At 65.3% G+C, this 23339-nt stretch carries 15 protein-coding genes; 8 read left to right on the forward strand and 7 right to left on the reverse strand.

Features of this window, described 5'->3' with window-relative positions:
- Window positions 1-1851 precede the first annotated feature (1851 nt).
- Window positions 1852-2865: a YcjF family protein gene (locus LG388_RS06600; RefSeq protein ID WP_225782072.1), complete on the reverse strand. Its 1014-nt coding sequence runs from the start codon at window positions 2863-2865 to the stop codon at window positions 1852-1854.
- Window positions 2866-2978: 113 nt separating this feature from the next.
- On the opposite strand from LG388_RS06600, the gene creB reads away from it, so the two are divergent.
- The 4 genes from creB (at window position 2979) to LG388_RS06620 (ending at window position 6726) form a co-directional block, all read left to right on the forward strand.
- Window positions 2979-3743, forward strand: coding sequence for a two-component system response regulator CreB (gene creB, locus LG388_RS06605; RefSeq protein WP_225782073.1), 765 nt, complete (start codon window positions 2979-2981; stop codon window positions 3741-3743).
- 43 nt (window positions 3744-3786) lie between these two features.
- Window positions 3787-4668, forward strand: a complete 882-nt coding sequence (locus tag LG388_RS06610; protein ID WP_225782074.1) for a hypothetical protein — start codon at window positions 3787-3789, stop codon at window positions 4666-4668.
- A gap of 63 nt (window positions 4669-4731) precedes the next feature.
- On the forward strand, window positions 4732-6192 hold the full coding sequence (gene creC, locus LG388_RS06615) for a two-component system sensor histidine kinase CreC (protein WP_225782743.1): 1461 nt from the start codon (window positions 4732-4734) through the stop codon (window positions 6190-6192).
- Window positions 6193-6300: 108 nt separating this feature from the next.
- The gene (locus LG388_RS06620; protein WP_225782075.1) at window positions 6301-6726 is read left to right on the forward strand and encodes a VOC family protein; all 426 of its coding nucleotides are present in this window, start codon (window positions 6301-6303) and stop codon (window positions 6724-6726) included.
- A gap of 63 nt (window positions 6727-6789) precedes the next feature.
- Here the strand turns inward: LG388_RS06620 and LG388_RS06625 are convergent, their stop codons facing one another.
- Together LG388_RS06625 and creD are read right to left on the reverse strand one after the other, a co-directional pair.
- Window positions 6790-9234 (reverse strand): penicillin-binding protein 1A, encoded by a 2445-nt coding sequence (locus LG388_RS06625; RefSeq protein WP_225782076.1) that lies wholly within the window; start codon window positions 9232-9234, stop codon window positions 6790-6792.
- A 28-nt stretch (window positions 9235-9262) separates the two neighbouring features.
- Window positions 9263-10777, reverse strand: coding sequence for a cell envelope integrity protein CreD (creD, locus tag LG388_RS06630; protein ID WP_225782077.1), 1515 nt, complete (start codon window positions 10775-10777; stop codon window positions 9263-9265).
- Window positions 10778-11004: 227 nt separating this feature from the next.
- Here creD and LG388_RS06635 point away from each other — a divergent pair, with 227 nt between their 5' ends.
- From LG388_RS06635 to LG388_RS06650, 4 genes are all read left to right on the forward strand, one after another.
- Window positions 11005-13182, forward strand: coding sequence for a VIT domain-containing protein (locus tag LG388_RS06635; RefSeq protein ID WP_225782078.1), 2178 nt, complete (start codon window positions 11005-11007; stop codon window positions 13180-13182).
- Window positions 13183-13192: 10 nt separating this feature from the next.
- Window positions 13193-14245 (forward strand): exosortase Q, encoded by a 1053-nt coding sequence (xrtQ, locus tag LG388_RS06640; RefSeq protein ID WP_225782079.1) that lies wholly within the window; start codon window positions 13193-13195, stop codon window positions 14243-14245.
- Window positions 14238-14810: a hypothetical protein gene (locus LG388_RS06645; protein WP_225782080.1), complete on the forward strand. Its 573-nt coding sequence runs from the start codon at window positions 14238-14240 to the stop codon at window positions 14808-14810. The genes xrtQ and LG388_RS06645 overlap by 8 nt, the downstream gene beginning before the upstream one ends.
- 156 nt (window positions 14811-14966) lie before the next feature.
- Window positions 14967-16283 carry a biosynthetic peptidoglycan transglycosylase gene (locus LG388_RS06650; RefSeq protein WP_225782081.1) on the forward strand — a complete coding sequence of 439 codons (1317 nt, stop codon included), beginning with the start codon at window positions 14967-14969 and terminating at the stop codon, window positions 16281-16283.
- 95 nt (window positions 16284-16378) lie between these two features.
- Here LG388_RS06650 and LG388_RS06655 read toward each other — a convergent pair whose 3' ends face one another.
- Genes LG388_RS06655 through LG388_RS06670 form a run of 4 tightly spaced genes read right to left on the reverse strand, consistent with a single transcriptional unit; the run spans window position 16379 to window position 23315 of the window.
- Window positions 16379-19477, reverse strand: coding sequence for an HsdR family type I site-specific deoxyribonuclease (locus tag LG388_RS06655; RefSeq protein ID WP_225782082.1), 3099 nt, complete (start codon window positions 19475-19477; stop codon window positions 16379-16381).
- Window positions 19474-20499 (reverse strand): virulence RhuM family protein, encoded by a 1026-nt coding sequence (locus LG388_RS06660; RefSeq protein WP_225782083.1) that lies wholly within the window; start codon window positions 20497-20499, stop codon window positions 19474-19476. The genes LG388_RS06655 and LG388_RS06660 overlap by 4 nt, the downstream gene beginning before the upstream one ends.
- A gap of 12 nt (window positions 20500-20511) precedes the next feature.
- Window positions 20512-21759 (reverse strand): restriction endonuclease subunit S, encoded by a 1248-nt coding sequence (locus tag LG388_RS06665; protein ID WP_225782084.1) that lies wholly within the window; start codon window positions 21757-21759, stop codon window positions 20512-20514.
- Complete coding sequence (locus LG388_RS06670) at window positions 21756-23315, reverse strand: type I restriction-modification system subunit M (RefSeq protein WP_225782085.1); 1560 nt, start codon at window positions 23313-23315, stop codon at window positions 21756-21758. The genes LG388_RS06665 and LG388_RS06670 overlap by 4 nt, the downstream gene beginning before the upstream one ends.
- Window positions 23316-23339: the final 24 nt, after the last annotated feature.

Below are 23339 nucleotides of genomic sequence, written 5' to 3' on the forward strand. Positions count from 1 at the left end.
GTGCGAAGCTTTTTTGAAAGTCGCGCCTGCTCGCGGATCGGCCGACGCATCTGGCGACCCCTCGCCGAGCGCGGTCTGTGCCCGGCACGCGCGGACATGCGGCATGTGTCATGGCGCGCCGCCCGGGCAGGCCCTGCGCGCGCCTCAGGGGCCCGGCAGCCGGTTCCGCGACGCCTCGCTTGGAGCGACCTGCTCGGCGGGGTGAGGTCGCCATGGCCCCTTGTCCCCGCCCAGCGGGGATAACTTTGTGAGCAACTTGAGCGCTTCCTTGTAAAGCACGCACAAGTCTTTGATTCACAATGAATTTCAACGCTCTGCTGAAATATTGTGCAGTGCACAGTTCGGGCGGCAAGGGCGGCCAGCCCGAACAAGGAGCAGGTTGTCAAAGGACAAGTCTGGGGAGATTCCGGGCACAACCCCCGGTGTTATCCACAGTGCAGGCGCCCTGCGAGGGGTTGTTCGCGCCTCGGCGGCAGTGCGAACGCATGGCTGCCCACAGCCTGCGCGTGGCCGCAACCAAGCGTGGCCATTGAAGAAACAACGGATTTCCACAGGCCGGGCCGAGGCTGACTCCGGCGACTCATCAGAAATAGAAGACCTGATAGGAAAACCCAGGGCGCCTCACCCTAAAAAAAAGGGGATCTCCGCAGAAATGGGACCCCGGTTTCAGGCCCATGCGCACGGCGGGCGCCGTCCGGGCTGGCTGGCCGCTCGCGGAACCCGCCTCGACCGCGTTCGGGCGCTTTCTCCCCGCAAATCCTGAACAATTATGTGAGCAAGCTGGGCGCTTTGTTGTAGGGCAACCGCAAGTGCTTGATTTTCAAGGGCATCCAATGAACTGCTCAGCAATTGGGCAGGGCGTGTTCACTCTTGAGCCACGCCTATTCTCGGATTCCGGAGGGCCTGTCAAAGGACAACTCTGGGGAAAAAACTGGCACAAGCAGCCGTTTATCCACAGCCGTGCGCGACGCAGGATTCTTGTTCGCCGCGGCAGAACGGTCCGAAAGCATGGCTGCGCACATCCATGCCGCGTCGTCAAGCACCTGTGGCCATTGAAGAAAGAGCGGCTATCCACAGCTGCGGCCTTCCCTTATCTACTACTACCAATCAGATAGAAAAGAAATAACTGGGAAAACCAGGCCCGCTCGGCATGCGAAAAAATCTCCGGGCCGTGGGACGTGGGCCGAACTCGGGGGCACAACGGGCCGACCCGCGAAACCGCCCGTGCTGCGACGGGGTCGCCGGACCTGGATCCGGGGGCTGAAAGGCAGCGTGGTGCGTTCCCTCATGCCCGGCCAGGCACACGCCCTGCGCATCGATACCCGGCGCCGCACAACCGCACCTCGCCGCGCTGCGACGGCCCTGCCGCTGACTCTGGCGAAAGCATTGCGGAGCCGCCTTTTCCTGGCTTCTCCCCACAAAACTTGGACAACTTTGTGGGCAACTTGGGCGCTGGGTTGTAAAGCAATCGCAACCCATTGATTTCAAAGAATTTTCGACAATCTGCTGGACTTTTGTGCAGTGCACAGCCGGCAGCGCAGTCGGCCATCGCCGATCCGGACGTTCGTGTCAAAGCACAAGGTTGTGGACAGTTTCTGGAAAACTGCGCCCTTCGGCCTGCAAGCGTCCGGATCCAGGCTCGGGCCGGCCCCTTGCGCGGCGCATCCGCTTCCATCCATCCACAACCTTTTCAACACACCCAATCGCGGCCGTGCGCACTGAAAAACCATCTGTCCACAGAATCCGGGCACCAGGAAGCTGTGGACATCCGCCGCACGGAAGCTGCACGGAATCGGGGGCGAAAAAAAGCCGGCCTCGAGGCCGGCTCCGGTGTGCCCGGCGGTTCGCCGGTCAGCGGCCGCGCACCATCGCCAGGACCTTGGCCGTGTCCAGGCTGCGCGCCTGTTCCTGGATCTGCGGCAGATAGCGGGTCTGGAGTTGCTCGCCCTGCTGGACCACGCCCGCGAAGCTGTCCTTGAGCATCTGGGTGGACAGCTGGCGGCCGCTGCCGTAGTAGCGCTTGGCCACATGGCCCAGGGCATAAGTCGTCGCGAAGCTCATGCCCGAACTGACGGCCTGCTTGCCCACGCCGCGCAGCAAGCCCCCGCCCACCTTGCCCAGCAGCCCGCCGATCAGCTTGCGGCCCGCCTGTTCGAGGTACTGCGAAGTGAGGCCCACGCCCACCGTGGCCAGGAAGTCCTTGATGTGGCCGCTGTCCAGCTCGTAGCCATGCGCCTTGCCGATGCCATAGACCAGGCGCATCTGCAGCGGAATGATGGCCAGGGTGGACAGGCTCTCGGGCAGCAGCTCGAGCGCGCCGTTCATGATGGAGGCGTTGAGGATCTGCTTGTCCAGGGCGGCGGCGTCCACCGTGGGGCCTGCGGCCACGGGCGCGGCGGGCACTTCAGGGGCAATCTCGGGCGCCACCGGAACCACGGCACCTGCGGCTGCCGCTGCGGCCAGAGGAGGCACGGGGGCCGTCAACGGGGCTTGTGCCACCGCGTCGGCGGCTTCGTCAAAGGCCTGCGCTTCGCTGCTGCTCAATTTCAGGGCTTCGCGCAGCTCGCGCAGGAAGGCGCGTTCCGGCTCGCTCTGGCTGCCGTCGGCATCGCAGACGCACACGGCCATCTCATAGGCCAGGTGGCGGGCGCCGTCGTCCTGCAGCGAAGCCGCGACGCTGGCCAGCGTCTGGCGCTTCATCAGCACGTCCTGGTAGAGCGTGGGCAGGTGGATGTCGCCGGCCGCCTGGGCCAGGCTTTCGGCGATGCGGCGCACTTCCTCGCGCTCCCGGTCGTGCTTCTGGCCGTCGACGAACGCGGCCATCAGGCAGAGGGTGACGATGCTGCGGCTGTCCTGGGGGCTCATGCTCGGTCGAACTCCTTGTTCAAAAACATCAATGTGCAGCACTTTGGGGACATGTGAGTGACCAAAGGTTCCACGTGCCTGCATCCGGGCGGGCGCCGCTACCATCGGCGCCCATGTCCACCCCACCCCGCATCCTGATCGTCGAGGACGAATCGGGCATTGCCGACACCCTGCAGTACGTGCTGCGCAGCGACGGGTTCACACCCGTGTGGTGCGAGACGGCCGAGGCCGCGCTGCAGAGCTTCAGGGCGGAGTTGCCGGCCCTGGCCATCCTGGACGTGGGCCTGCCCGACATGAACGGCTTCGAGCTGTTCAGGAAGATGCAGGCCCATTTGCGCGAGCGCGCCCTGCCCGAGCTGCCCATGGTCTTCCTCACGGCCCGCAGCGACGAGATCGACCGCGTCGTCGGGCTGGAACTGGGGGCGGACGACTACATCGCCAAGCCTTTCTCGCCGCGCGAACTGGTGGCGCGCGTGCGCACCATCCTGCGGCGCAGCCAGCGGGGTGTCGCTGCCGCGCCCTCCGTGGGCGTGGCGCCGCCCGTGGCAGCACCGGCCGTTGCGGCGGCCCCCGCGCTGCCCTTCGTCGTCGACACCGAGCGCATGCAGATCCGCTACTACGGCCGCGCGCTGGAGCTGTCGCGCTACGAATACGGCCTGCTGCGCCTGCTGGTGCAGCGGCCGGGCCGCGTCTTCACGCGCGACGAACTGCTCAACCAGGTGTGGGACGATGCCAGCGAGAGCTTCGATCGCACCGTCGACGCCCACATCAAGACCTTGCGGGCCAAGCTGCGCGCCGTGGCGCCCGCACTCGACCCCATCCGTACCCTCCGGGGCACCGGCTATGCCTTGAACGAGGACTTGCCGGCCGCTCCGTGAGGGGCAGTCTCCCCTTTTCCAATCCTCCATCAAGGAACACCGAATGTCTTTGGCGAACATCCTGGCCCAGCATGGCGTGACCGTTGAACAGGCGCAGGCCGAACTGGCCAAGCTGGTGGCGACGCCCGGCCAGCTTTTCGCGGCCCTGGATCACTTCAAGATCACCACGGCCATGGCGGCCGAGCTGGCCGGGGTGTCGCAAGCGGATGCCCGGGCCTACCTGGGGGCGAACGGGCTCGATGCCGCGGTGCTGGACGCGCACGCTTCGGCCAAGACCGACTGGGTCTTCCTGTCGGACCTGAGCGATGGCGACATCTTCGTCCACAACGCGAAGACGGGCGAGGGCCGGGAGATCTACTCCTTCGACCGGCCGATCACGGACGTGGCGGTGGCCAGCAATGGCGACATTTATGCCTCCGACTTCGGCGGCCTGTACCGCTTCGACTGGGCCACCGGCCAGATGTCGCAGGTGCTCGAAGCCGGCGGCATGGTCAATTCGCTGGTGATCGAGGGCAACTACATCGGCGTCGCCACGGCCTTCAGCAGCCGCGTGAAGGTCTATGAACTGGGCACCTTCAACGAAGTGCTGAGCCTGAATTCGGCCAGTGCGCAGAGTGCAGGCGCCTCGCAGGGCGACCTGGCCTTCGTCGATGGCGTGCTCTACCGCACGGCGGAGTCGAAAGGCCTGGTCAGCGTGGGCCTGGACGGCGAAACCACCGTGCTGGCCAGCGGGCTGCGCTCCGACTACTACGGGCTGGCGGGCACGCTCGACGGCCAGGTGCTGGCCTTCGCCGGCGACGGCGAGGTGCGCAGCTACGACCCCGGCACCGGTGCCGTGTCCGAGCTGCCTGACGTGAACCTGGTGGGGCTGGACACCGTCTCGGGCGCGGCCGAAGTGCTGCAGATGCACCTGTACGCGTTCTGATGACGCTGGGTCTGCGGCACGACGCGGGCCCGTGACCGAATCGATCGCCGTGGCCGCCCCTTGATCTCCCGCCGCACGCGCATCTTCCTGGGCATCCTGCTGATCTACGTGGCCGGCATCGGCGGGCTGCTGTACAGCGTGATGCAGGACATCGACCCGCGCTACCGCGAGTCGGCCGAGGAATCGCAGGTCGAAACCTCGCAGCTGCTGGCCAGCCTGATCGAGCAGGACGTGCTGGCCGGCGCCATCAACGTGCAGCGGCTGGTGCCGCTGTTCCAGTCGGTCTACGCGCGCGAGTTCTCGGCGCAGATCTACAACCTGCACAAGCAGAAGGTGGAGCTGCGCGTGTACGTGACCGACCGCAACGGCCGCGTGCTCTTCGATTCGACGGGCCGTTCGGTGGGCGCCGACTATTCGCAGTGGCGCGACGTGGCCCGCACGCTCGCCGGACAGTACGGCGCGCGTGCCACGCGCGACCTGGAAAGCGACCCGCGCAGCTCCGTGCTCTACGTCGCCGCGCCCATCCGCTGGGCCGGAGAGATCGTGGGCGTGGTCAGCGTGGGCAAGCCGGTGCAGAGCTTCGGCCGCTTCGTCGAGGACGCGCGCACGCGCACCCTGTGGGTGGGCATCGGCTCCGCGGCGGCGCTCCTGGTGTTCGCGCTCATCGTCTCGGTGTGGCTGGTGCGGCCCTTCGGGCTCACCGCCGACTACATCCGCTGGCTGCGCACGCAGCGGGGCTTTCATCCGGTGCGCATGGTGCGGCAGGCCGTCGTCATGTTGCGCAATGCGGTGCACGAAATGCGCGACGCCGTCACCGGCCGCAACTACGTGGCCGACTACGTGCAGACCTTCACGCACGAGATCAAGAGCCCGCTGTCGGCCATCCGCGGCGCGGCCGAGCTGCTGCAGGAAGAAGGCATGCCTGCCGAGGAGCGCACGCGCTTCCTGGCCAACATCGAGCGCGAGACGCTGCGCGTGCAGCACATCGTCGACCGCATGATGGAGCTGACGGCGCTGGAAGCGCGCCGCGTGCTGGAGCGCACGGAGGTGGTGGCGCTGCGGCCGCTGCTCGAAGAGGCCGCAGCCAGCGCCCGCGCCGCCGCCAGCCAGCGGCAGGTGCGCGTGACTCTGCAGATGCGTGGCGACGCGGCCGTGGAAGGCGACCGCTTCCTGCTGCAGCAGGCGCTGTCCAACCTGCTGGCCAACGCCATCGACTTCTCGCCGGCCGGCGGCGAAGTGCAGCTGGCGCTGGAGCGCAGCTCGCGGCAGGCCCGCATCAGCGTGCGCGACCAGGGCCCCGGCATCCCCGACTATGCGCGCGACAAGGTGTTCCAGAAGTTCTATTCGCTGGCGCGGCCGCACAGCCAGAAGAAAAGCACGGGCCTGGGCCTGGCCTTCGTGCAGGAAATCGCCACGTTGCACAGCGGCCGGGTGGACCTCGGCAACGCGCCCGGCGGCGGCGCGCTGGCCGTGCTCACGCTGCCGACCACGGCGCAGCGCGTGGAGCCGGGGCGCGATGCCTGACGGCGCTCCACCCCGGAAGCCGGTGCGCGACAGCGCCGGCTCTGCCTTCCGTCTTCCATTCCTGGACTTGTGCAGCGGATTGCGCAAGGGATCACACATGGGATCGCGATGAAACCCCACCTCACCCTCATCACCCTCGGCGTCGACGACCTCGAACGCGCCGTGCGCTTCTACCGCGATGGCCTGGGCTGGCCCACGGAAGGCGTCATCGGCACGGAATTCGCGCATGGCGCCGTCGCCTTCTTCGACCTACAGCCGGGGCTGCGGCTCGGGCTGTGGCCGCGGGCCAGCATCGCGCACGACACGGGCCTGCCGCTGGCGGCGGCCTCGCCCACTTCGCTGACCCTGGCGCACAACGTGGGCTCGGCCGCGCAGGTCGATGCGGTGATGGCGCAGGCGAAGGCCGCCGGCGCGCACATCCTCAAACAGGCCCGGCACACGAGCTGGGGCGGCTACGCGGGCTACTTCCAGGACCCGGACCAGCATGTGTGGGAGGTCGCCTTCAACCCGCAGTGGGAAGCCGAAGGCGCCTGATTCCCCGGCGGCGCAGCCAGGGCTGGCCGCGGCGCCTGCCCACCGCGGCCAGGCGTTGCGCCCTCAGCGGAAGATGTCCAGGATGCGGTTGCGCTCCGGCGACGAGGCCGGCGCGGGCATGGACGGCATGCCGCCCGCCTCGGCCGGCACGCTGCCGCCGAATCCCGGCGTGCTGCCCGCGTCGCCCGGCATCACGGGGTACAGCGGCGGCGGCTCTTCCACGCCGAGTCGCTGCACGCCGCCGCCGTGCGCATATTCGGCGTACGCCCATTCGCCGCCCAGGTTGGCCACGTCGGCCGGCGCCTGCAACTGCGCCACCGGCACGCCCTTGAGCGCGCCCTGCATGTAGCGCGTCCACACCGGCAGGCTCAGGCTGCCGCCGGTCTCGCCGCGCACGCCCAGCTGGCGCGGCGTGTCGTAGCCCATCCAGGCCACGGCCACGCGCGTGGTGGCAAAGCCGGCGAACCAGGCGTCGTGCGAATCGTTGGTGGTGCCGGTCTTGCCGTACAGGTCGTCGCGGCGCAGCGCGGTGTAGGCGCGGCGGCCGGTGCCGTTCTTCACCACGCTGGCCAAGAGCGTGTCCATCACGAAGGCGTTGCGCTCGGGAATGGCGCGCGGCATCTGTTCCAGCACCGGTGGCTTCCATTCCTCGATCAGCTGGTCGCGGTGGTCGGTGATGCGCGTGACCAGCATCGGCGGCACCTTCCAGCCGCCGTTGGCGAACACGGCGTAGGCGCCGGCCATCTGCAGCGGCGTGACGGCGCCCGAGCCCAGCGCCATCGGCAGGTAGGCCGGGTGCTTCTCGGGCTCGAAGCCGAAGCGCGCGATCCACTCCTGAGCGTACTGGGTGCCGATGGCCTCCAGCACGCGGATGGTCACCATGTTCTTCGAACGCGCGAGCGCCTCGCGCAGCGTCATCGGGCCGTCGAAGTTGCCGTCGTAGTTCTTGGGCTCCCAGGGCTGGCCGCCCGTGGTGCTGCCGTCGTAGTACAGCGGCGCGTCGTTCACCAGCGTGGACGGCATGAAGCCTTTTTCCAGCGCGGCCGAATAGATGAAGGGCTTGAAGGCCGAGCCCGGCTGGCGCCAGGCCTGCGTGACGTGGTTGAACTTGTTCTTGTTGAAGTCGAAGCCGCCCACCAGCGCGCGCACGGCGCCGTCGCGCGGGTCCAGCGCGACCAGGGCGCCCTCCACCTCGGGCAGCTGGGCCACGGTCCAGGTGGGCGTCTTGCCCTCGGTCTGCATCACGCGAAGGATGGAGCCGCGCCGGATCTCCAGGTTCGGCGGCGCCTTGGCGGCCAGGCCGCGCTGGGCCAGCTGCAGGCCACGGCCCGTGATCTCCACCGTGTCGCCGTTCGCGCGCACGGCCGTCAACTTCTTGCTGCTGGCTTCCAGCACCACGGCCGCCAGCAGGTCGCCGTTGTCGGGGTGGTCGGCCAGGGCGTCGTCCACCGCGGTGTCGATGGCCTTCACGTCCTGCGCGTCCTCGGGCAGGGCCACGAAGCCTTCGGGCCCGCGCCAGGGCTGGCGCAGCTCGTAATCCATGATCCCCTCGCGCAGGGCGGCGTAGGCGGCGCGCTGGTCAGCGTCGGCCAGCGTGGTGTAGACCTTCAGGCCGCGCGTGTAGGCCTCCTCGCCGAAACGCTCCACCATCTGCTGGCGCACCATCTCGGCCACGAACTCGGCATGCACGCGGTTCGGGTCGGCCGGGTCGCGCAGCTTCAGCGGCTCGGCGCGGGCCGCTTCGGCCTGCTCGGCGCTCAGGTAGCCGGTTTCCTGCATGCGGTTGATCACGTACTGCTGGCGCGCCACGGCGCGGCGCAGGTTGTTCACCGGGTTGTTGGTGCCGGGGGCCTTGGGCAGGCCGGCCAGCATCGCGGCTTCCGACACCGTGAGCTGCTGCACCGGCTTGCCGAAGTAGGTCTGCGCGGCGGCCGCAAAGCCGTAGGCCCGGTTGCCCAGGTAGATCTGGTTCAGGTAGATCTCCAGGATCTGGTCCTTGGTCAGCCGTTCCTCCAGCCGGTAGGCCAGCAGCACCTCGTTGAACTTGCGCGTGAAGGTGCGTTCGGAACTCAGGAACATGTTGCGCGCCACCTGCATGGTGATGGTGGACGCGCCCTGCGCGCGGCCGCCCGACAGGTTGGCGACAAAGGCGCGCAGCAGGCCCTTGCTGTCCACGCCGCCGTGCTGGTAGAAGCGCGCGTCCTCGGTGGCGAGCACGGCATCCTTCAGCACCTTGGGCATCTGGTCGATGGGCACCAGCTGGCGGCGTTCCTCGCCGAACTCGCCGATCAGCGAGCCTTCGGCCGAGTACACGCGCAGCGGCAGCTTGGGCTTGTAGTCGGCCAGCGAGGACACGTCGGGCAGCTGGCGCGACACCAGCGCCACCGCCACGCCGAGGGCCAGCACGCCGGCCACGGCCAGGCCCAGCAGGCCGGCCAGGCCCCACACGGCGATGAGCCGCGCGCGCGAACCGGCCGCCAGGGCCTGGATGCGAGAGAGAAAAGTCATGGGTTCTTTCAAGAATCAGTGCGGGGCATCAATGGCCGCCCGCGGGGGCGGCCGGACGGGCGGCCCGGCCGTTGGACAACGCATACCAGTCGACGTTCCGCGTCAGCAGCATCAAGGTGGCCAGCATCCCGAAAGTGAGCAGGGCGCCCAGCAGCAGTGCGTTGCTTTCCGAGGCCAGCAGCCCGTACAGCGCGGCATAGAGCACGCCCACGAAGCCACCCAGGCCCAGCCCGCGCTTGACGCTGTGCAGCACCGCGCTGAAGTAGGCCATGAGCAGCGCCACGCTGGCGCAGGCGGAGAGCGCGTAGGCCTGCCAGAAGCTTAGCTTTTCCGACAACGCCACCAGCAACAAAAAGAACAGCGCAATCGACAGCCCCACCAGCCCGTACTGGATCGGGTGCAGCCGCAGCTGGCGGAACAGCTCGACCATGAAGCAGCCCATGAGCACCAGGCCGATGATGAGCGCGCCGTACTTGGCGGCGCGGTGGGCCATCACGTACACGTCCACCGGCTGCGTCAGCGACACGGCAAAGGTGTCGATGGCGCCCGACGAGGCCCGGTCCACGCCGCCAGGGTAGCTGCGCACGGCCGCCACCGATGCCGCCGCCGACGCGTCGGCCGCTGCGCAATCCGAGGCGTCGCCGTTGCAGACCGCCTGGGCGTTCAGCGCCGTGGGCGCGGCTTCGGCCTTGAAATGGCGGATCAGCTGCGCCCGCGCATCGCTGGTCAGCGACGAGATCTGCCAGCGCGCGTCGAAGCCGGCATCGGTCACCGTGCGCTCGGTGGCCAGAAAGCGACCGCCGAACTTCGGGTGCGGCCAGGGCGAGTGGATGCGGGCCTGCGTGTCCTCGGCCAGCGGCACGATGTCCAGCCGGTCCTGCCCCACCAGTTGCAGGCCCATGTCGAATTCCAGCGGCTGGCCGGCCCGCAGCGCCTTCACCGCTTCGGGCGGCAGCGGCGCATGGATGCCGTGGCCGTTCAGCCCCGGCATGCCCGACTGGAACTTCAGCGCCACGCCGCCCAGCGTGGCCTGCGGCATGCCGACGATGCCGCGCACGTCGCCCAGGGCCAGCGCCAGCATCGGCGTGCCCAGCTCCAGCTGGCCGCCGCTTTCACTGGGGCGCGGCGGCAGCGCCGGAATGGCGAAGCGGCCGCCCAGCCGGGCGTCGAGCTTGTAGAACAGCACCTCGAAGATGCCGCGGTAGCGCGATTCCGGCAGCATCTGCCCCTCGATGCGCAACTGCTCGGGCAGCAGCACCGTGTGGCGCAGCTTCTGCTGCGGCACCTGGCCGATCACCTTGCCCTCGCTGTTGCGCTGGGCCTCGGTCCAGCGCTCGGTGAAGGGCATCAGCAGCAGCGGGCCGGTCAGCGTCTGCGTGCCGGCATGGGTGGCGGCCAGCTCCTGCGCCGCTTCGTCGCGGCTGGCGCGGCGTTCGCTGACCAGGCTGCCGATCTCGCCCAGCGGAATGCACAGCAGCAGCATGAGCAGCATCAGCAGGGCCACCTTGGCGAGCGCCGAATGGCGCAGGGTCTGGATGAGCATGGTTCTTCCTCTCCGGGGTGTGTTCGTTGCGTGGCCCGCATGGTCGGCCGCGCAGCCGAAGCGGCGATGAAGCCCGCGGGAGCGCCGCTGCACAAAGACTTCACACCGACTTCACACAACGCGTCGAAGCGGATTCGTGCTTCTTCTTGGCTTCCTTCTGCCTTCTCGGGCCGCAAAGAAAGTAGCGGCACCGCACACACCGGCACCACCGAGGAAGGAACCGCGCCATGCAGATCACCGAACCAGACCGCAAGCCCCCCGCCACCGAACGCCCGCGCGGCCGCTGGGGTTCCGCCGCCATGTGGCTGGCCACCGTGGGCCTGGCCGCGGGCTGTTTCGCGCTGCTCACGCTGCGTCCGGTGCATGCACAAGACCGCACGGACTCGGCCCCGCGCCAGAAGACCGAGAGCCCCTACTTCTTCGTGAAGAGCGATTCGCCCGAGCTGGACCGCCTGCCGCTCAAGAGCACGCAGGTGGACGTGCGCATCGCCGGCGTGATCGCCGACGTGACCGTCACGCAGCGCTACCGCAACGAAGGCACGCGCCCCATCCAGGCCAAGTACGTGTTCCCCGGCTCCACCCAGGCGGCCGTGGGCGGCCTGAACGTGCGCCTGGCCGACCGCCTGATCACCGCGCAGATCCGCGAGAAGCAGCAGGCGCGCATCGAGTACGAAACCGCCAAGACCGAAGGCAAGACCGCCGCCCTGCTGGAACAGCACCTGCCCAACGTGTTCCAGATGAACGTGGCCAACATCCTGCCCGGCGATGACGTGAAGGTGGAACTGCGCTACACCGAACTGCTGGTGCCGCAGGGCGGCAACTACCAGTTCGTGTTCCCGACCGTGGTGGGGCCGCGCTATGCCAGCGCCGGGCCGTCCCAAGCTGGCGTCGGCCCCCTCGGGGGGCAGCGAGGACACGAAGTGCCGAGCGTGGGGGCTCGTTCCAGCCCGCAGTCGGAGAACGCAAACGCCAAGTGGGTCGCCCAGCCCACGCTGCGCGAAGGCGTGGCGCCGTCCACGCAGTTCACGCTCAAGGCCACCCTCGACACGCCCATGGGCCTGCAGGAAGTGCGCTCGCGCACCCATGCCATCGACGTGAAGAAGAGCGACGGCAACCAGCATGCCGAGATCGCCCTCAAGAACGACGGCCGCCCGCTGGACAACCGCGACGTGGTGATCGACTACCGCCTGGCCGGCGAGCAGATCCAGTCCGGCCTGCTGCTGCACAAGGGCCAGGGTGACGGGGCCGAGAACTTCTTCCTCGCCATGATCGAGCCGCCCAAGGCCGTGGCCGCGAGCGCCATCAACCCGCGCGACTACATCTTCGTGGTCGACATCTCGGGCTCCATGCACGGCTTTCCGCTCGACACCGCCAAGGACGTGCTGCAGCGCCTGATCGGCGGCCTGCGCCCCAGCGACACCTTCAACGTGCTGCTCTTCTCGGGCAGCAACAAGATGCTCAACCCGAAGTCGGTGCCTGCCACCAGCGCCAACATCGCGCAGGCCATCGCCACCATCGAGCGTTATCAAGGCAGCGGCAGCACCGAGCTGATCCCCGCCCTCAAGCGCGTGTACGCCGAGCCCAAGGCCGAAGGCGTGTCGCGCAGCATCGTGGTGGTGACCGACGGCTACGTGACCGTGGAGCGCGAAGCCTTCGAGTTGGTGCGCCGCAACCTGGACAAGGCCAACCTGTTCTCCTTCGGCATCGGTTCGTCGGTGAACCGCCACCTGATGGAAGGCCTGGCCCGCGCCGGCATGGGCGAGCCCTTCATCATCACCGACCCCGTGCAGGCGCCCGAGCAGGCCGCGCGCTTCCGCCGCATGGTCGAGTCGCCCGTGCTGACCAACGTGCGCGCCACCTTCAGCGGCCTGGACGTGTACGACGTGGAACCCAAGCAGCTGCCCGACGTGCTGGGCGAGCGCCCGGTCATCGTGTTCGGCAAGTGGCGCGGTGAAGCGAAGGGCGGCGTCAGCATCGAAGGCCGCAGCGCCACCGGCCCGTGGAAGCAGCAGATCCGCATCGACGCCGCGACGCCGCGCAGCACCCCGGCTTTGCGCGCCCTGTGGGCCCGCCACCGCATCGCCGCGCTGAGCGACCAGGAAGCGCTGCAGGCCGGCGACGACCTGCGCCAGGCCATCACCGATCTCGGCTTGAAGTACAGCCTGCTCACGCAGTACACCAGCTTCATCGCGGTGGACCAGGTGGTGCGCAACACCACCGGCGCGGTCGATGGCGTGAACCAGCCGCTGCCCCTGCCGCAGGGCGTGGGCGAAACCGCCCTGGGCGCCGAAGTGCCCAGCACACCCGAACCCGAAACCCTGGGTGCGATGGCCGTCGCCCTGTCGGTGCTGCTGATGCTGCGCCGCCGCGCCCGCCGCCACGACGCGCGCAAGCTCACGGCCTGAGGGGATCGTCGTGCGACCTGCCACCCTGACCCTCTCTCACCTCGCGCAGCACCACCCGCGCTGGCTCGACGCGGGCATCCGGCTCGACCGCGTGCCCGCGCCTTTCTGGCTGGCCGCCCAGGCCCTCGCGCTGTGGCCCGCCTGGCTGTGGATGGGCCGCCGCCTGGCCGATGGCTCCGACGATCCGCTGGGCCTGCTGGCGCTGGCCGCCCTGGCGGCCCTGGCCTGGCAGCAGCGCGCCGCGCTGCGCACCGCCCCGCGCCTGGGCTGGCTGTTGCTGGCCGGCGCCGCCACCGTGGCCGCCACGCTGCTGCGCACCGGCCTGGGCCCGCTGCCGGCCTGGCCGCCCCTGCTGGCCAGCCTGCTGGCCGTGCTGGCCATCGCCTGCGGCCTGCTGGCCTTCCTGCCGCGCCCCGCGTTGGGCGCGGCCGCCGATGCGCCCTTGCCCGGCGTGCCCGCCCTGCCCGTGCTGGGCCTGGCCGTGCTCGCGCTGCCGCTGCTGTCGTCGCTGCAGTTCTACGCCGGCTACCCGCTGCGCGTGCTCACGGCCGAACTCAGCCACTGGCTGCTCATGCCCTTCTTCCGCGTGGCGCGCGAAGGCGCGAGCCTGTGGATATCGGGCCGGCTGGTCATCGTCGATGCGCCCTGCTCGGGCGTGCAGATGGTGTGGCTGGGCTACTTCACGGCCTGTGCCACGGCGTTGTTCTTCGCCCACAGCGACAGCCGCACCTTCCTGACGCGCCTGCCCGTGGTGAGCGCGCTGGTGCTGGTGGGCAACGTGGTTCGCAACGCGCTGCTGGTGGCCGCCGAAGGCGCCGGCCGCGCCCTGCCCGGCTGGGCGCACGAGGCGCTGGGCCTGGCGGTGCTGGCGGCGGTGTGCGGCGGCATTGCCTTCTTCATGGCGCGGCCTGCGCGCACTGCCAGACACGCGAGCAATCGAAAGTCAGGGTCCGGTTTGATCGCCTGGCCCCCCCGCCGCGCGCACTTCGCCACCGATGCGGCCACGCCGCCCTCGTCCCTCATCACCACGCCCGGAGCCCGCCGTGTCGATACGCATGCCTGACTTTCTGGCGCAGCCCTTCGCCAACACCTTCGTGCACCGCACCCTGCACAAGATCCTCTTTGCCGCCGCGCTGGGCCTGTGCCTGCTGTGGGGCAGCGTGGCCGCGCTGCGCGCCCCGGCGCATGCCGACACGCTGGCCGTGTCGCACCACGAATGGCCGCAGCAATGGGACGGCGCCGCGCTGCGCCCGCTGGCCCTGGGCGAGGTGGAAGCGCGCTTTGCGCGCCAGTTCCCGGGCCAGATCGCGCGCATGACCGACGGCGAGCGCCTGTTCGTCATGCGCCACGTGACCCAGCCCACGCGCATGCTGCACCCCGCCGTGGACTGCTACCGCGCGCTGGGCTGGCGCATCGAAAAGGCGCGGCTGGAACGCGACGCCCAGGGCCGCATGTGGCGCTGCTTCCAGGCCGAACGCAAGGGCTCGAACGGCCTGCGTGTCTGCGAGCGCATCGAAGACGCCAAGGGCCAGTCCTTCACCGACACCTCGGCCTGGTACTGGGCCGGTGCCAGCGGCCAGTCCACCGGCCCGTGGCAGGCCGTGACCGTGGCCGCGCCGCTGCGGTGAACCCCGGCGAGAGCGCCGCCGCGCCACGCGCGAAATGTGTGCCGCGCGCAACCCCCGCGCATCGCGGCGCCGGATGACCGCGCACCGACGCGGGGCCGTGGCACCATGCAGGCAGGAGGCCGGCCGTTCCCACGGGCCGGCAAAGGGAACGTTGTGGTGAAGAGAGCGCTGCGCATCGTGTTGTTCGGGCTGCTGGCCCTGTTGGTGACGGCGGGGGTGGCCCTGGCGCTGGTCGTGAAGATCGGGCTGGCGCCCGCCCGGGGTGAATGGGCGATCGAGCGCAAGGTGGGCCCGCTGACGCTGGAACTGGGCGTGCCCACGCTGCTGCGCGTGGCCACCTCGCCCTGGCTGGCGCCGCGCCTGGACGGCCTGCGCCTGAACACCCGCTACGGCCCCGTGCAGTTCCGCTGGGTCGACAGCGCGCAGCTGCTGTACCTGCGCTGCGCCCCGTGCAGCGCGCAGGTGGCGGCGCTGGGCCCGCAGCCGCTGCAGCTGGACCATCTGCAGATCGGCCTGCACCGCGACGCCAGCCGCCTGCGCGGCACGCTGGAAGCTGCCCCCCCGCGCGAGGCGGCCGGGCGCCTGCCCGCGGCCGACGCGCCGCTGCGCGGCCAATGGACGGGCCGCCTGTCGCAGACCGCGCTGGACGTGGACCTGCAGATGGACGAAGCGCCCATCGCGCGCTGGTACGCCGTGGCCGCCCCGCACCTGCCCGAGCTGCAGCGCGCGCGCATCGGCGGCACGCTGGCGCTGCAGGCGCACGTGAGCCAGCCTTCGGGCCACTTCAAGCTGCAGCCGCAGGTGGCGCAATTCAGCGTCGAAGGCCTGGGCACCGAAGCCATGCTGGGCGCGCGCAGCAGCTGCGGCGCCCCCAGCCGCCTCACGGACCAGAGCTGGCTGGCGCGCGCCGTCATCGCCGCCGAAGACCAGCGCTTCTTCAACCACCCGGGCTACGACCTGATCGAGCTGAGCGCCGCGCTGGACCGCAACCAGGCCAAGGGCGGCATCGACCGCGGTGGCAGCACCCTGACGCAGCAGCTGGCCAAGATGCTCGTCACCGGCAGCGAACGCAGCCTGGAGCGCAAGCTGCGCGAACTGCTCTACGCCGTGGAAATGGAAAACACCCTGGGCAAGGCGCGCATCCTGCAGCTGTACCTGGACAACGCCCCCTGGGGCCGCGTGTGCGGCGCCGAGGCGGCGGCGCAGCTGTACTTCAAGCGCAGCGCCCTGCGCCTGGAACCCGCCCAGGCCGTGTGGCTGGCCAGCATGCTGCACGCGCCCGGCCTGGCCGCCGAACGCTGGTCCAAGGAGGGCGGGCTGGACCCCAAGCGCCTGCAATGGGTGGCCGAAAGCATCCGCGGCATTCCGCGGCGGCAGCGCGAGGCGCTGCTCAAGCAGGTGGAGCAGGCCAAGTACCCGTGGCTGGCCGACACCGCTACCCCCGCGCGCAGTGAAACGCAGCCGCGGCGCTGACCGGCGGCGGCAACGGCTGCAGCAGCGGGGGCGGCGTGTGCGTTTTCATGGGCTGCATGAGGCCGTTCGGCAGTTCGGCCCAAAAGAAGGTTCAGTCAGATATTCCCGCCGACCCCTTTGAACTTCTCAACGAACACGGCGATTTTCTGAAAGACGGTTTGCTTCTTGGTCTTGAACTGTGGGTTCAAGGGGCTCATCTTGGGCAGCACTGCGTTGAGTTCGGTGCCGTTCTCGCTGGCGAACTCTCGCTTGAGTGAGGCGGCAATGTAGCGCTTCGCTGCCTCGGGATTGAGGCCCTCCGTCGCGATCAAGTCTTGCGCTTCACGCTGCTGCTCGGCTTGGGCGAACGTGAAGAATGCATCGATCACACTGGCCTTGTCGCCGAGCTGGTCCAGGTCGGTCTGGTTGATGAAGTCCACCAACAGGCTCTCCTTGGCGCGGTTGCCCAGGCTTGCGCGGATCACCCGCCGCACCTCATCCACCAGATCCGATTTCTTCTTGGTCTTCTTGTTGTGCTCGAAGATCAGTTCCAGGATGTAGTCCAGGTTGATTTCCTGCGACTTCAAGAGATCCACCTCGAAGACCACGTCATCCCAGTCGATGGTCGACTTGTCTTTGTCGGCGCCTGCTTTCTCGCGGCGCAGCCAGTCGCGCACGTCGTTGTACGTAGAGCGGTAGTCCTGAACTTTTCGTTCAGCGGGCAGCGTGATGGTTTGCAGTTCCGCTAGATCGTCATCGCTCAGGTAGTGCTTGGCTTTGAAGGCCTCCACCGCAGTTGCATCCGCGAGGTCAACTGTCTGTAGCTCCTTCAGGCTGGCAAATTCGTCATAGTTCTGCAGCACGTTCTCCACGCGCAGGTATTCGCCGAACAGCTTGGCGAAGGCCTTCTTGTCGGCCTCCTTCTCAATGGCCGCAGGGTCGGGGAAACGCGCTTCCAGTTCCTGCACCACCTCCATGAAGCCTCGCCGCGCCTCGCCGGTGGCCGCATCGGTGAAGCCTTCCATGTACTCCTTGTAGCTCTTCTCCAGCACCACGTTCCGGGTGTTCTTGTCACCGAACAGGGTGATGGCGTCGATGGTCGCCTGCTCCAGGTCGCGGAAGGTGACGATGTTGCCGAAGGTCTTGGTGGCGTCAAAAATCCGGTTGGTGCGCGAATAGGCCTGCATCAGCCCGTGGTAGCGCAGGTTCTTGTCGACAAAAAGCGTGTTGAGCGTGGGCGCATCAAAACCGGTCAGGAACATGCCGACCACGATCAGCAGATCAACATCCTGCTCCTTGACGCGCTTGGCCAGGTCGCGGTAGTAGTTCTGGAAACCATTGCTGTCCACACTGAAGTTGGTCTTGAACAGTGCGTTGTAGTCGGCGATGGCCGCGCTCAGGAACTCCTTGGCGCTGCTGTTCATGGCCGACACATCAAAACTCTCGTCCTGGATGTCGCCAATCGCGTCCTGCTCCTCGTTGGCGGCGAACGAGAAGATGGTCGCCACCTTCAGAGGCTTGTCGCTGTTCTTCTGCAACTCCCGGAAGCACTCGTAATAAAGCTTGGCTGCATCCACACTGCTGACGGCAAACATGGCGTTGAAGCCCTTGCTGCCAACATGCAAGCGGTGGGTTTTCTGCCGGAAGTTGTTCAGGATGTACTGGGTGATCTCGCGTATGCGATCCGGGTGCAGCAGGGCTTGCTTGTTCTCCGCCGCACTCAGCTTCTTCTCGTCCTTTTCGGTCTCGATGGCCTTGAACTGCGGGCGCACATCGTTGTAGTCCACCTTGAACTTGAGCACCTTCTCGTCACGAATGGCATCCGTGATCACGTACGAGTGCAGCTCACGGCCAAACACGCTGGCCGTGGTTTCGGCGCCCAGTGCGTTTTCCGGGAAGATGGGCGTGCCGGTGAAGCCGAACTGGCAGAACTTTCTGAACTTTTTCTTCAGGTTCTTCTGGGCCTCGCCAAACTGGCTGCGGTGGCACTCATCGAAGATGAACACCACCTGCTTGCCGTAGATGGGAAGGTCCGCCTCGCTCTTCATCAGGTTGTTGAGCTTCTGGATGGTGGTGACGACGATCTTGTTGTCGTCCTTCTCCAGGTTGCGCTTCAGGCCCGCCGTGCTGTCCGAGCCGTTGACGCTGTCCGGCGAGAAGCGCTGGTATTCCTTCATGGTCTGGTAGTCCAGATCCTTGCGGTCCACCACGAAGAACACCTTGTCGATGAAGTCCAGTTCGGTGGCCAGGCGCGCTGCCTTGAAGCTGGTCAGCGTCTTGCCGCTGCCGGTGGTGTGCCAGATGTAGCCGCCACTCTCCGTGTTGCTCCAATTTTTGGCCTGATGGCTGCTCTTGATCTTCCACAGAATGCGTTCCGTGGCGGCGATCTGGTAAGGCCGCATCACCAACAGCGTGTTGCTGACGTCGAACACCGAGTAATGCAGCAGCACATTGAGCAAGGTGTGCTTCTGGAAGAAGGTGGCCGTGAAGTCCTTCAGGTCCTTGATCAGCGTGTTGTCCGCCTTCGCCCAGTTCATGGTGAAGTCGAAGCTGTTCTTGTTGCGCTGCGTGGTGTTGGCAAAGTAACGGGTGTCGGTGCCGTTGGAGATCACGAACAGCTGCAGATACCTGAACAAGGAATGTTCGCTGTTGAAGCTCTCCTTGCTGTAGCGATGCACCTGGTTGAAGGCCTCCCGGATCGCCACGCCACGCTTCTTCAGCTCCACCTGCACCAGCGGCAGGCCATTGACCAGAATCGTCACGTCATAGCGGTTGGCGTGGCTGCCTGCCTGTTCGAACTGCTTGATCACCTGCACCTTGTTGCGGGCGATGTTCTTCTTGTCCAGCAGGTAGATGTTCTGGATGCGGCCGTCGTCAAAGACAAAGTCGTGGATGTAGTCGTCGTGGATCTTGCGGGTCTTCTCGACGATGCCATCGCTGGGCTTGTCGAGGAAGGTTTCAACAAAGCGCAGCCATTCGCCATGCGTGAACTGAACGGCGTTGAGTGATTGCAGCTGGACGCGCACATTCGCCAGCAAGGCCTCGGGCGTGCTCAGGCCAGGCAGATATTCATAGCCCTGATTTTGCAGATCCTGAATGAGCTCGCGCTCCAGATCGCTTTCACTCTGGTAGCCCTCGGCAACCGTCCATTCCCGCTCGTACCTGTCCAGAACGATGAAATTCCGGGACTCGGCGATGGTTTTGTAGTCGCTCATTCTTTGGTGTCCTTCCTTTTCAGCAGCTTTTTCACGGTGCGATCGAAATCGGATTCGATGCGCTGCTGCTTATTGAACTTCTCATATTCAGCAACGGCTTTCTGCTCTGCTTGCTGGCGGGTGACGTTGCCGTAGCCTTCCAGAATCCGGTATTCGTTGAAGGACAGAAACTTGTCCACGCTTGCGGCAAAGCTCTCCATCGTGAAGGTGGTGCGCCGCTCGATGATGCCCTCGATGTAATCGAAGAACGCCGAAACGGTCCGCTCCAGTTTCCGGATTTCCTCTTCGCTCAGGTAATTTTTCGCCACCAGTGAATCGGATTTCAGGACCCGGCCATCGGGCGCGTTCTTGTAGGTAGTCATGCCCATCAAGGGCTTGCTGGCATCTGCCTTCAGCGAAATGATTTCGGCTGCCGTGTGGCCGGTGATCGCAAAATGAAACTTGTCCTGCACATGGGCATAGAACAGGCGTGTCGTCTCGGATTTCGGGTCGTAATCGATGCTGCACTCGGCAAAGATGTCGGTGATCTGCTGATAAATCCGCCGCTCGCTGGCACGGATCGAACGCACCCGCTCCAGCAGTTCGCGGAAATAGTCCTTGCCAAAGTAACGGCCATTCTTCAGCCGCTCATCATCCATGGCAAAACCCTTGATGATGTATTCCTTGATCAGCTGGGTCGCCCAGATGCGGAATTGCGTCGCCTGCGCCGAATTGACGCGGTAGCCCACCGAGATCACCGCATCCAGGTTGTAGTACTGGGTCTGGTACTTTTTGCCGTCTTCGGCAGTTGTTTCCAAAACGGAAATAACTGAATTCGGGTCTAACTCATTGCTTTCAAAGATGTTTTTCAGGTGCTTGGATATGGCGGGGACGCCTACGCCAAACAACTCCGCCATGCGCTTCTGGGTCAGCCAAATGGTCTCGTTGGCGAGCAGAACCTCCACCTTGATCGCGCCATTCGGGGCCGTGTAGAGCAAGAATTCCGTGGTTTGATCGCGCAGGGTGAGCGGGTGTTTGGGCATGGCCGTATCCCTTTACGCACTGGCGGCTAAAGCGGCTTCTGGTTTGGGGAAGCTGAACAGCAAGTCGCGGTAATACGCGTATTGCTTCTGGCGCAATTCGATTTCGCGCGGCAAGCCTTCGGTGATGGAGTTGTTCAGGGCGTCGAATTTGTCGAGGAAGGCGACGATGCGGGCTTGCTTATTCAATGGTGGCACAGGAATTTTCAAATTCCTCAAATCACCCATTGGCAAACTAACCACAGGATTTCCCACAATTTTCTTGCTGTACTCTTTAACTATTTCACTAGAATTCAAAAGATGAGCAAGGAACCTAGGCAATATCTCCTCTTGCTTCGGCTTAATCACATATACACCTTCTTTGATATTCCAGTTCTCTGGTTTATTTTCAACCACAGCCGTTCGCCCGACTGTTCCCGTACCGGAAAAAAGTACGTCGCCAGCATCCAAATTGGAGCGACCATTAATCAATTTCAATGCCCGCTCATTTACCCTGTCAGTCTTTTCAAGAAACGTAACTCTACCGTTCTGAATCTCACGAACAGTCACGTAGTATCCTTTGGCGTCCGGTGTGTTTAACTGGAAGTTCTTTCGCGGATTTAGCCCTGTTTTTAGTGAATAGATAACTTCCCCTAACGTCTTCCACTCCACTTCCCCTTCTTCAAAACTCAACAACTTGTCGCGATAGTAGTTGTATTGTTTTTTGCGGGCGGTCAGCTCGGCGGTCAGCTCGGCGGTCAGCTCGGTGAAGCTGGCCAGTATGCGAACGATTTCGGCCTGGATTTCAAGCGATTTTTTGGGGTTGTCCGGGCAGGGAATGGGTATTTCGAACCTATCAGTATCCGGCGTTGCAATCTGCGGCATTTGCATTTTGCTGCCAATGTTCTGGAAGTACGGTTCGTTTAGCTTGAGGAAATAATAAACATACTTAATGTTGATCGCTTTCCCGCTAGCGTTGTAAGACCACAGCTCATTTTTGTGCGAGAACGGCTGATCGCAATACTCGAATTCGATCACGCCGCGAGACTTAACAATGATTGAAGGCTCTAGGTTTACGTCCTTTTCTGGAATATCTCCAAAGTCCAAAAATGCTACCGTCTTTCCGCCGGCAAATACCTTGACTGGTGCTCCCTCTTTGTGGAGGTCCCTCATCTGACCCGCAGTGATCTTCGTGCCTTTGGTGCGAACTAGCACTTCACCCAGCGCCTTCCACTCCACATCAACGCCATCCAGCAGCTTTTCCAAGAAGTTCTTGCCGCTCATGCCTCCAACTCCCCACTTTCAATCTCCGCGACGATGGCATCAATGTCCTTGCGCAACTGGTCGATCCGGGCAACGGTGTTTTTCAGTTCGGCATTGAGCTGGGCGATATCCACCACCTCGCGGTTGTCCTTGGCCTCGACATAGCTGCTGACCGACAGGTTGTAGTCGTTGGCAATTACCTCTTCCAACGACACGGACCTGGCGAAATGATCGACGTTGGCCTTGCTGTCGAACACGGCCATGATCTGGTCGATGTGCGCATCCAGCAGCACGTTGTTATTGGTTTCTTTCTTGAACAACCCGCTGGCGTCGATGAACTGGATGTTCGTGTCGGTCTTGTGCTTGGACATTACCAGGATGTTCACGGCGATGGTGGTGCCGTAGAACAGGTTGGGCGCCAGCGATATCACGGTTTCGACGTAGTTGTTATCCACCAGATACTGGCGGATTCTCTGCTCGGCCCCGCCCCGGTAGAAGATGCCGGGGAAGCAGACGATGGCGGCGCGGCCCTTGCTGGACAGATAGCTGAGCGCGTGCAGCACAAAGGCAAAGTCGGCCTTGGACTTGGGCGCCAGCACGCCGGCCGGGGCAAAGCGGTCGTCGTTGATCAGCGTAGGGTCATCGCTGCCGATCCACTTCACCGAATACGGCGGGTTGGAAACGATGGCATCGAAGGGCTTTTCGTCGCCAAAGTGCGGTTCGGTCAGGGTGTTGCCGAGCTGGATGTTGAATTTGTCGTAGTTGATGTTGTGCAGGAACATGTTCATCCGCGCCAGGTTGTAGGTGGTGTGGTTGAGCTCCTGGCCGAAGAAACCCTCTTCGATGATGTGGGCGTCAAAGTGCTTTTTGGCTTGCAGCAGCAGCGAGCCAGAGCCACAAGCCGGGTCGTAGATCTTGTTGACGCTGGTTTGCTTGTGCATCGCCAGCTGGGCGATCAGTTTGGAGACGTTTTGCGGGGTAAAAAACTCGCCGCCCGACTTGCCGGCGTTGGCGGCGTAGTTGGAGATCAGGAATTCATAGGCATCGCCGAACAGGTCGATACGGCTGGTGTCAAAACCACCGAAGTCCAGTTCGGCCACGCGCTTGAGCACGGCGGCCAATCGGGCGTTCTTGTCCTTGACGGTGTTGCCCAGACGATTGCTGGTGGTGTCGAAATCCGCAAACAGGCCTTTGATATCGCGCTCGGACGGGTAGCCGTTGGCGGAGGCTTCGATGGCGGAAAAGATGTTGGCCAGGTCGGTATTCAGGCGCTCGTTGGTGTGGGCGTTGGCCGCCACGTTGACGAACAGCTGGCTGGGGTAGATGAAGTAGCCCTTGGTCTTGATGGCGTCGTCTTTGGCGGCCGCAATGTTCGGATCACTGTCTGCCATGGCTGCGTAATGGACGGATGCATCGCCGCCGGTGATGTAATCGATGAAGTTCTCGCTGATGAAGCGGTAGAACAGCGTGCCCAGCACGTACTGCTTGAAGTCCCACCCATCGACGGCACCGCGCACGTCATTGGCGATATCCCAGATCTTGCGCTGCAGGGCGGCGCGTTGTTCGTTGCTTGTCATGATGTTTTGCGCAAGGCAGTTCAG

Origin of the sequence: Xenophilus sp. Marseille-Q4582 (assembly GCF_916700565.1) — a bacterium.
In the GTDB taxonomy this organism is placed as follows: Bacteria; Pseudomonadota; Gammaproteobacteria; order Burkholderiales; family Burkholderiaceae_C; genus Xenophilus.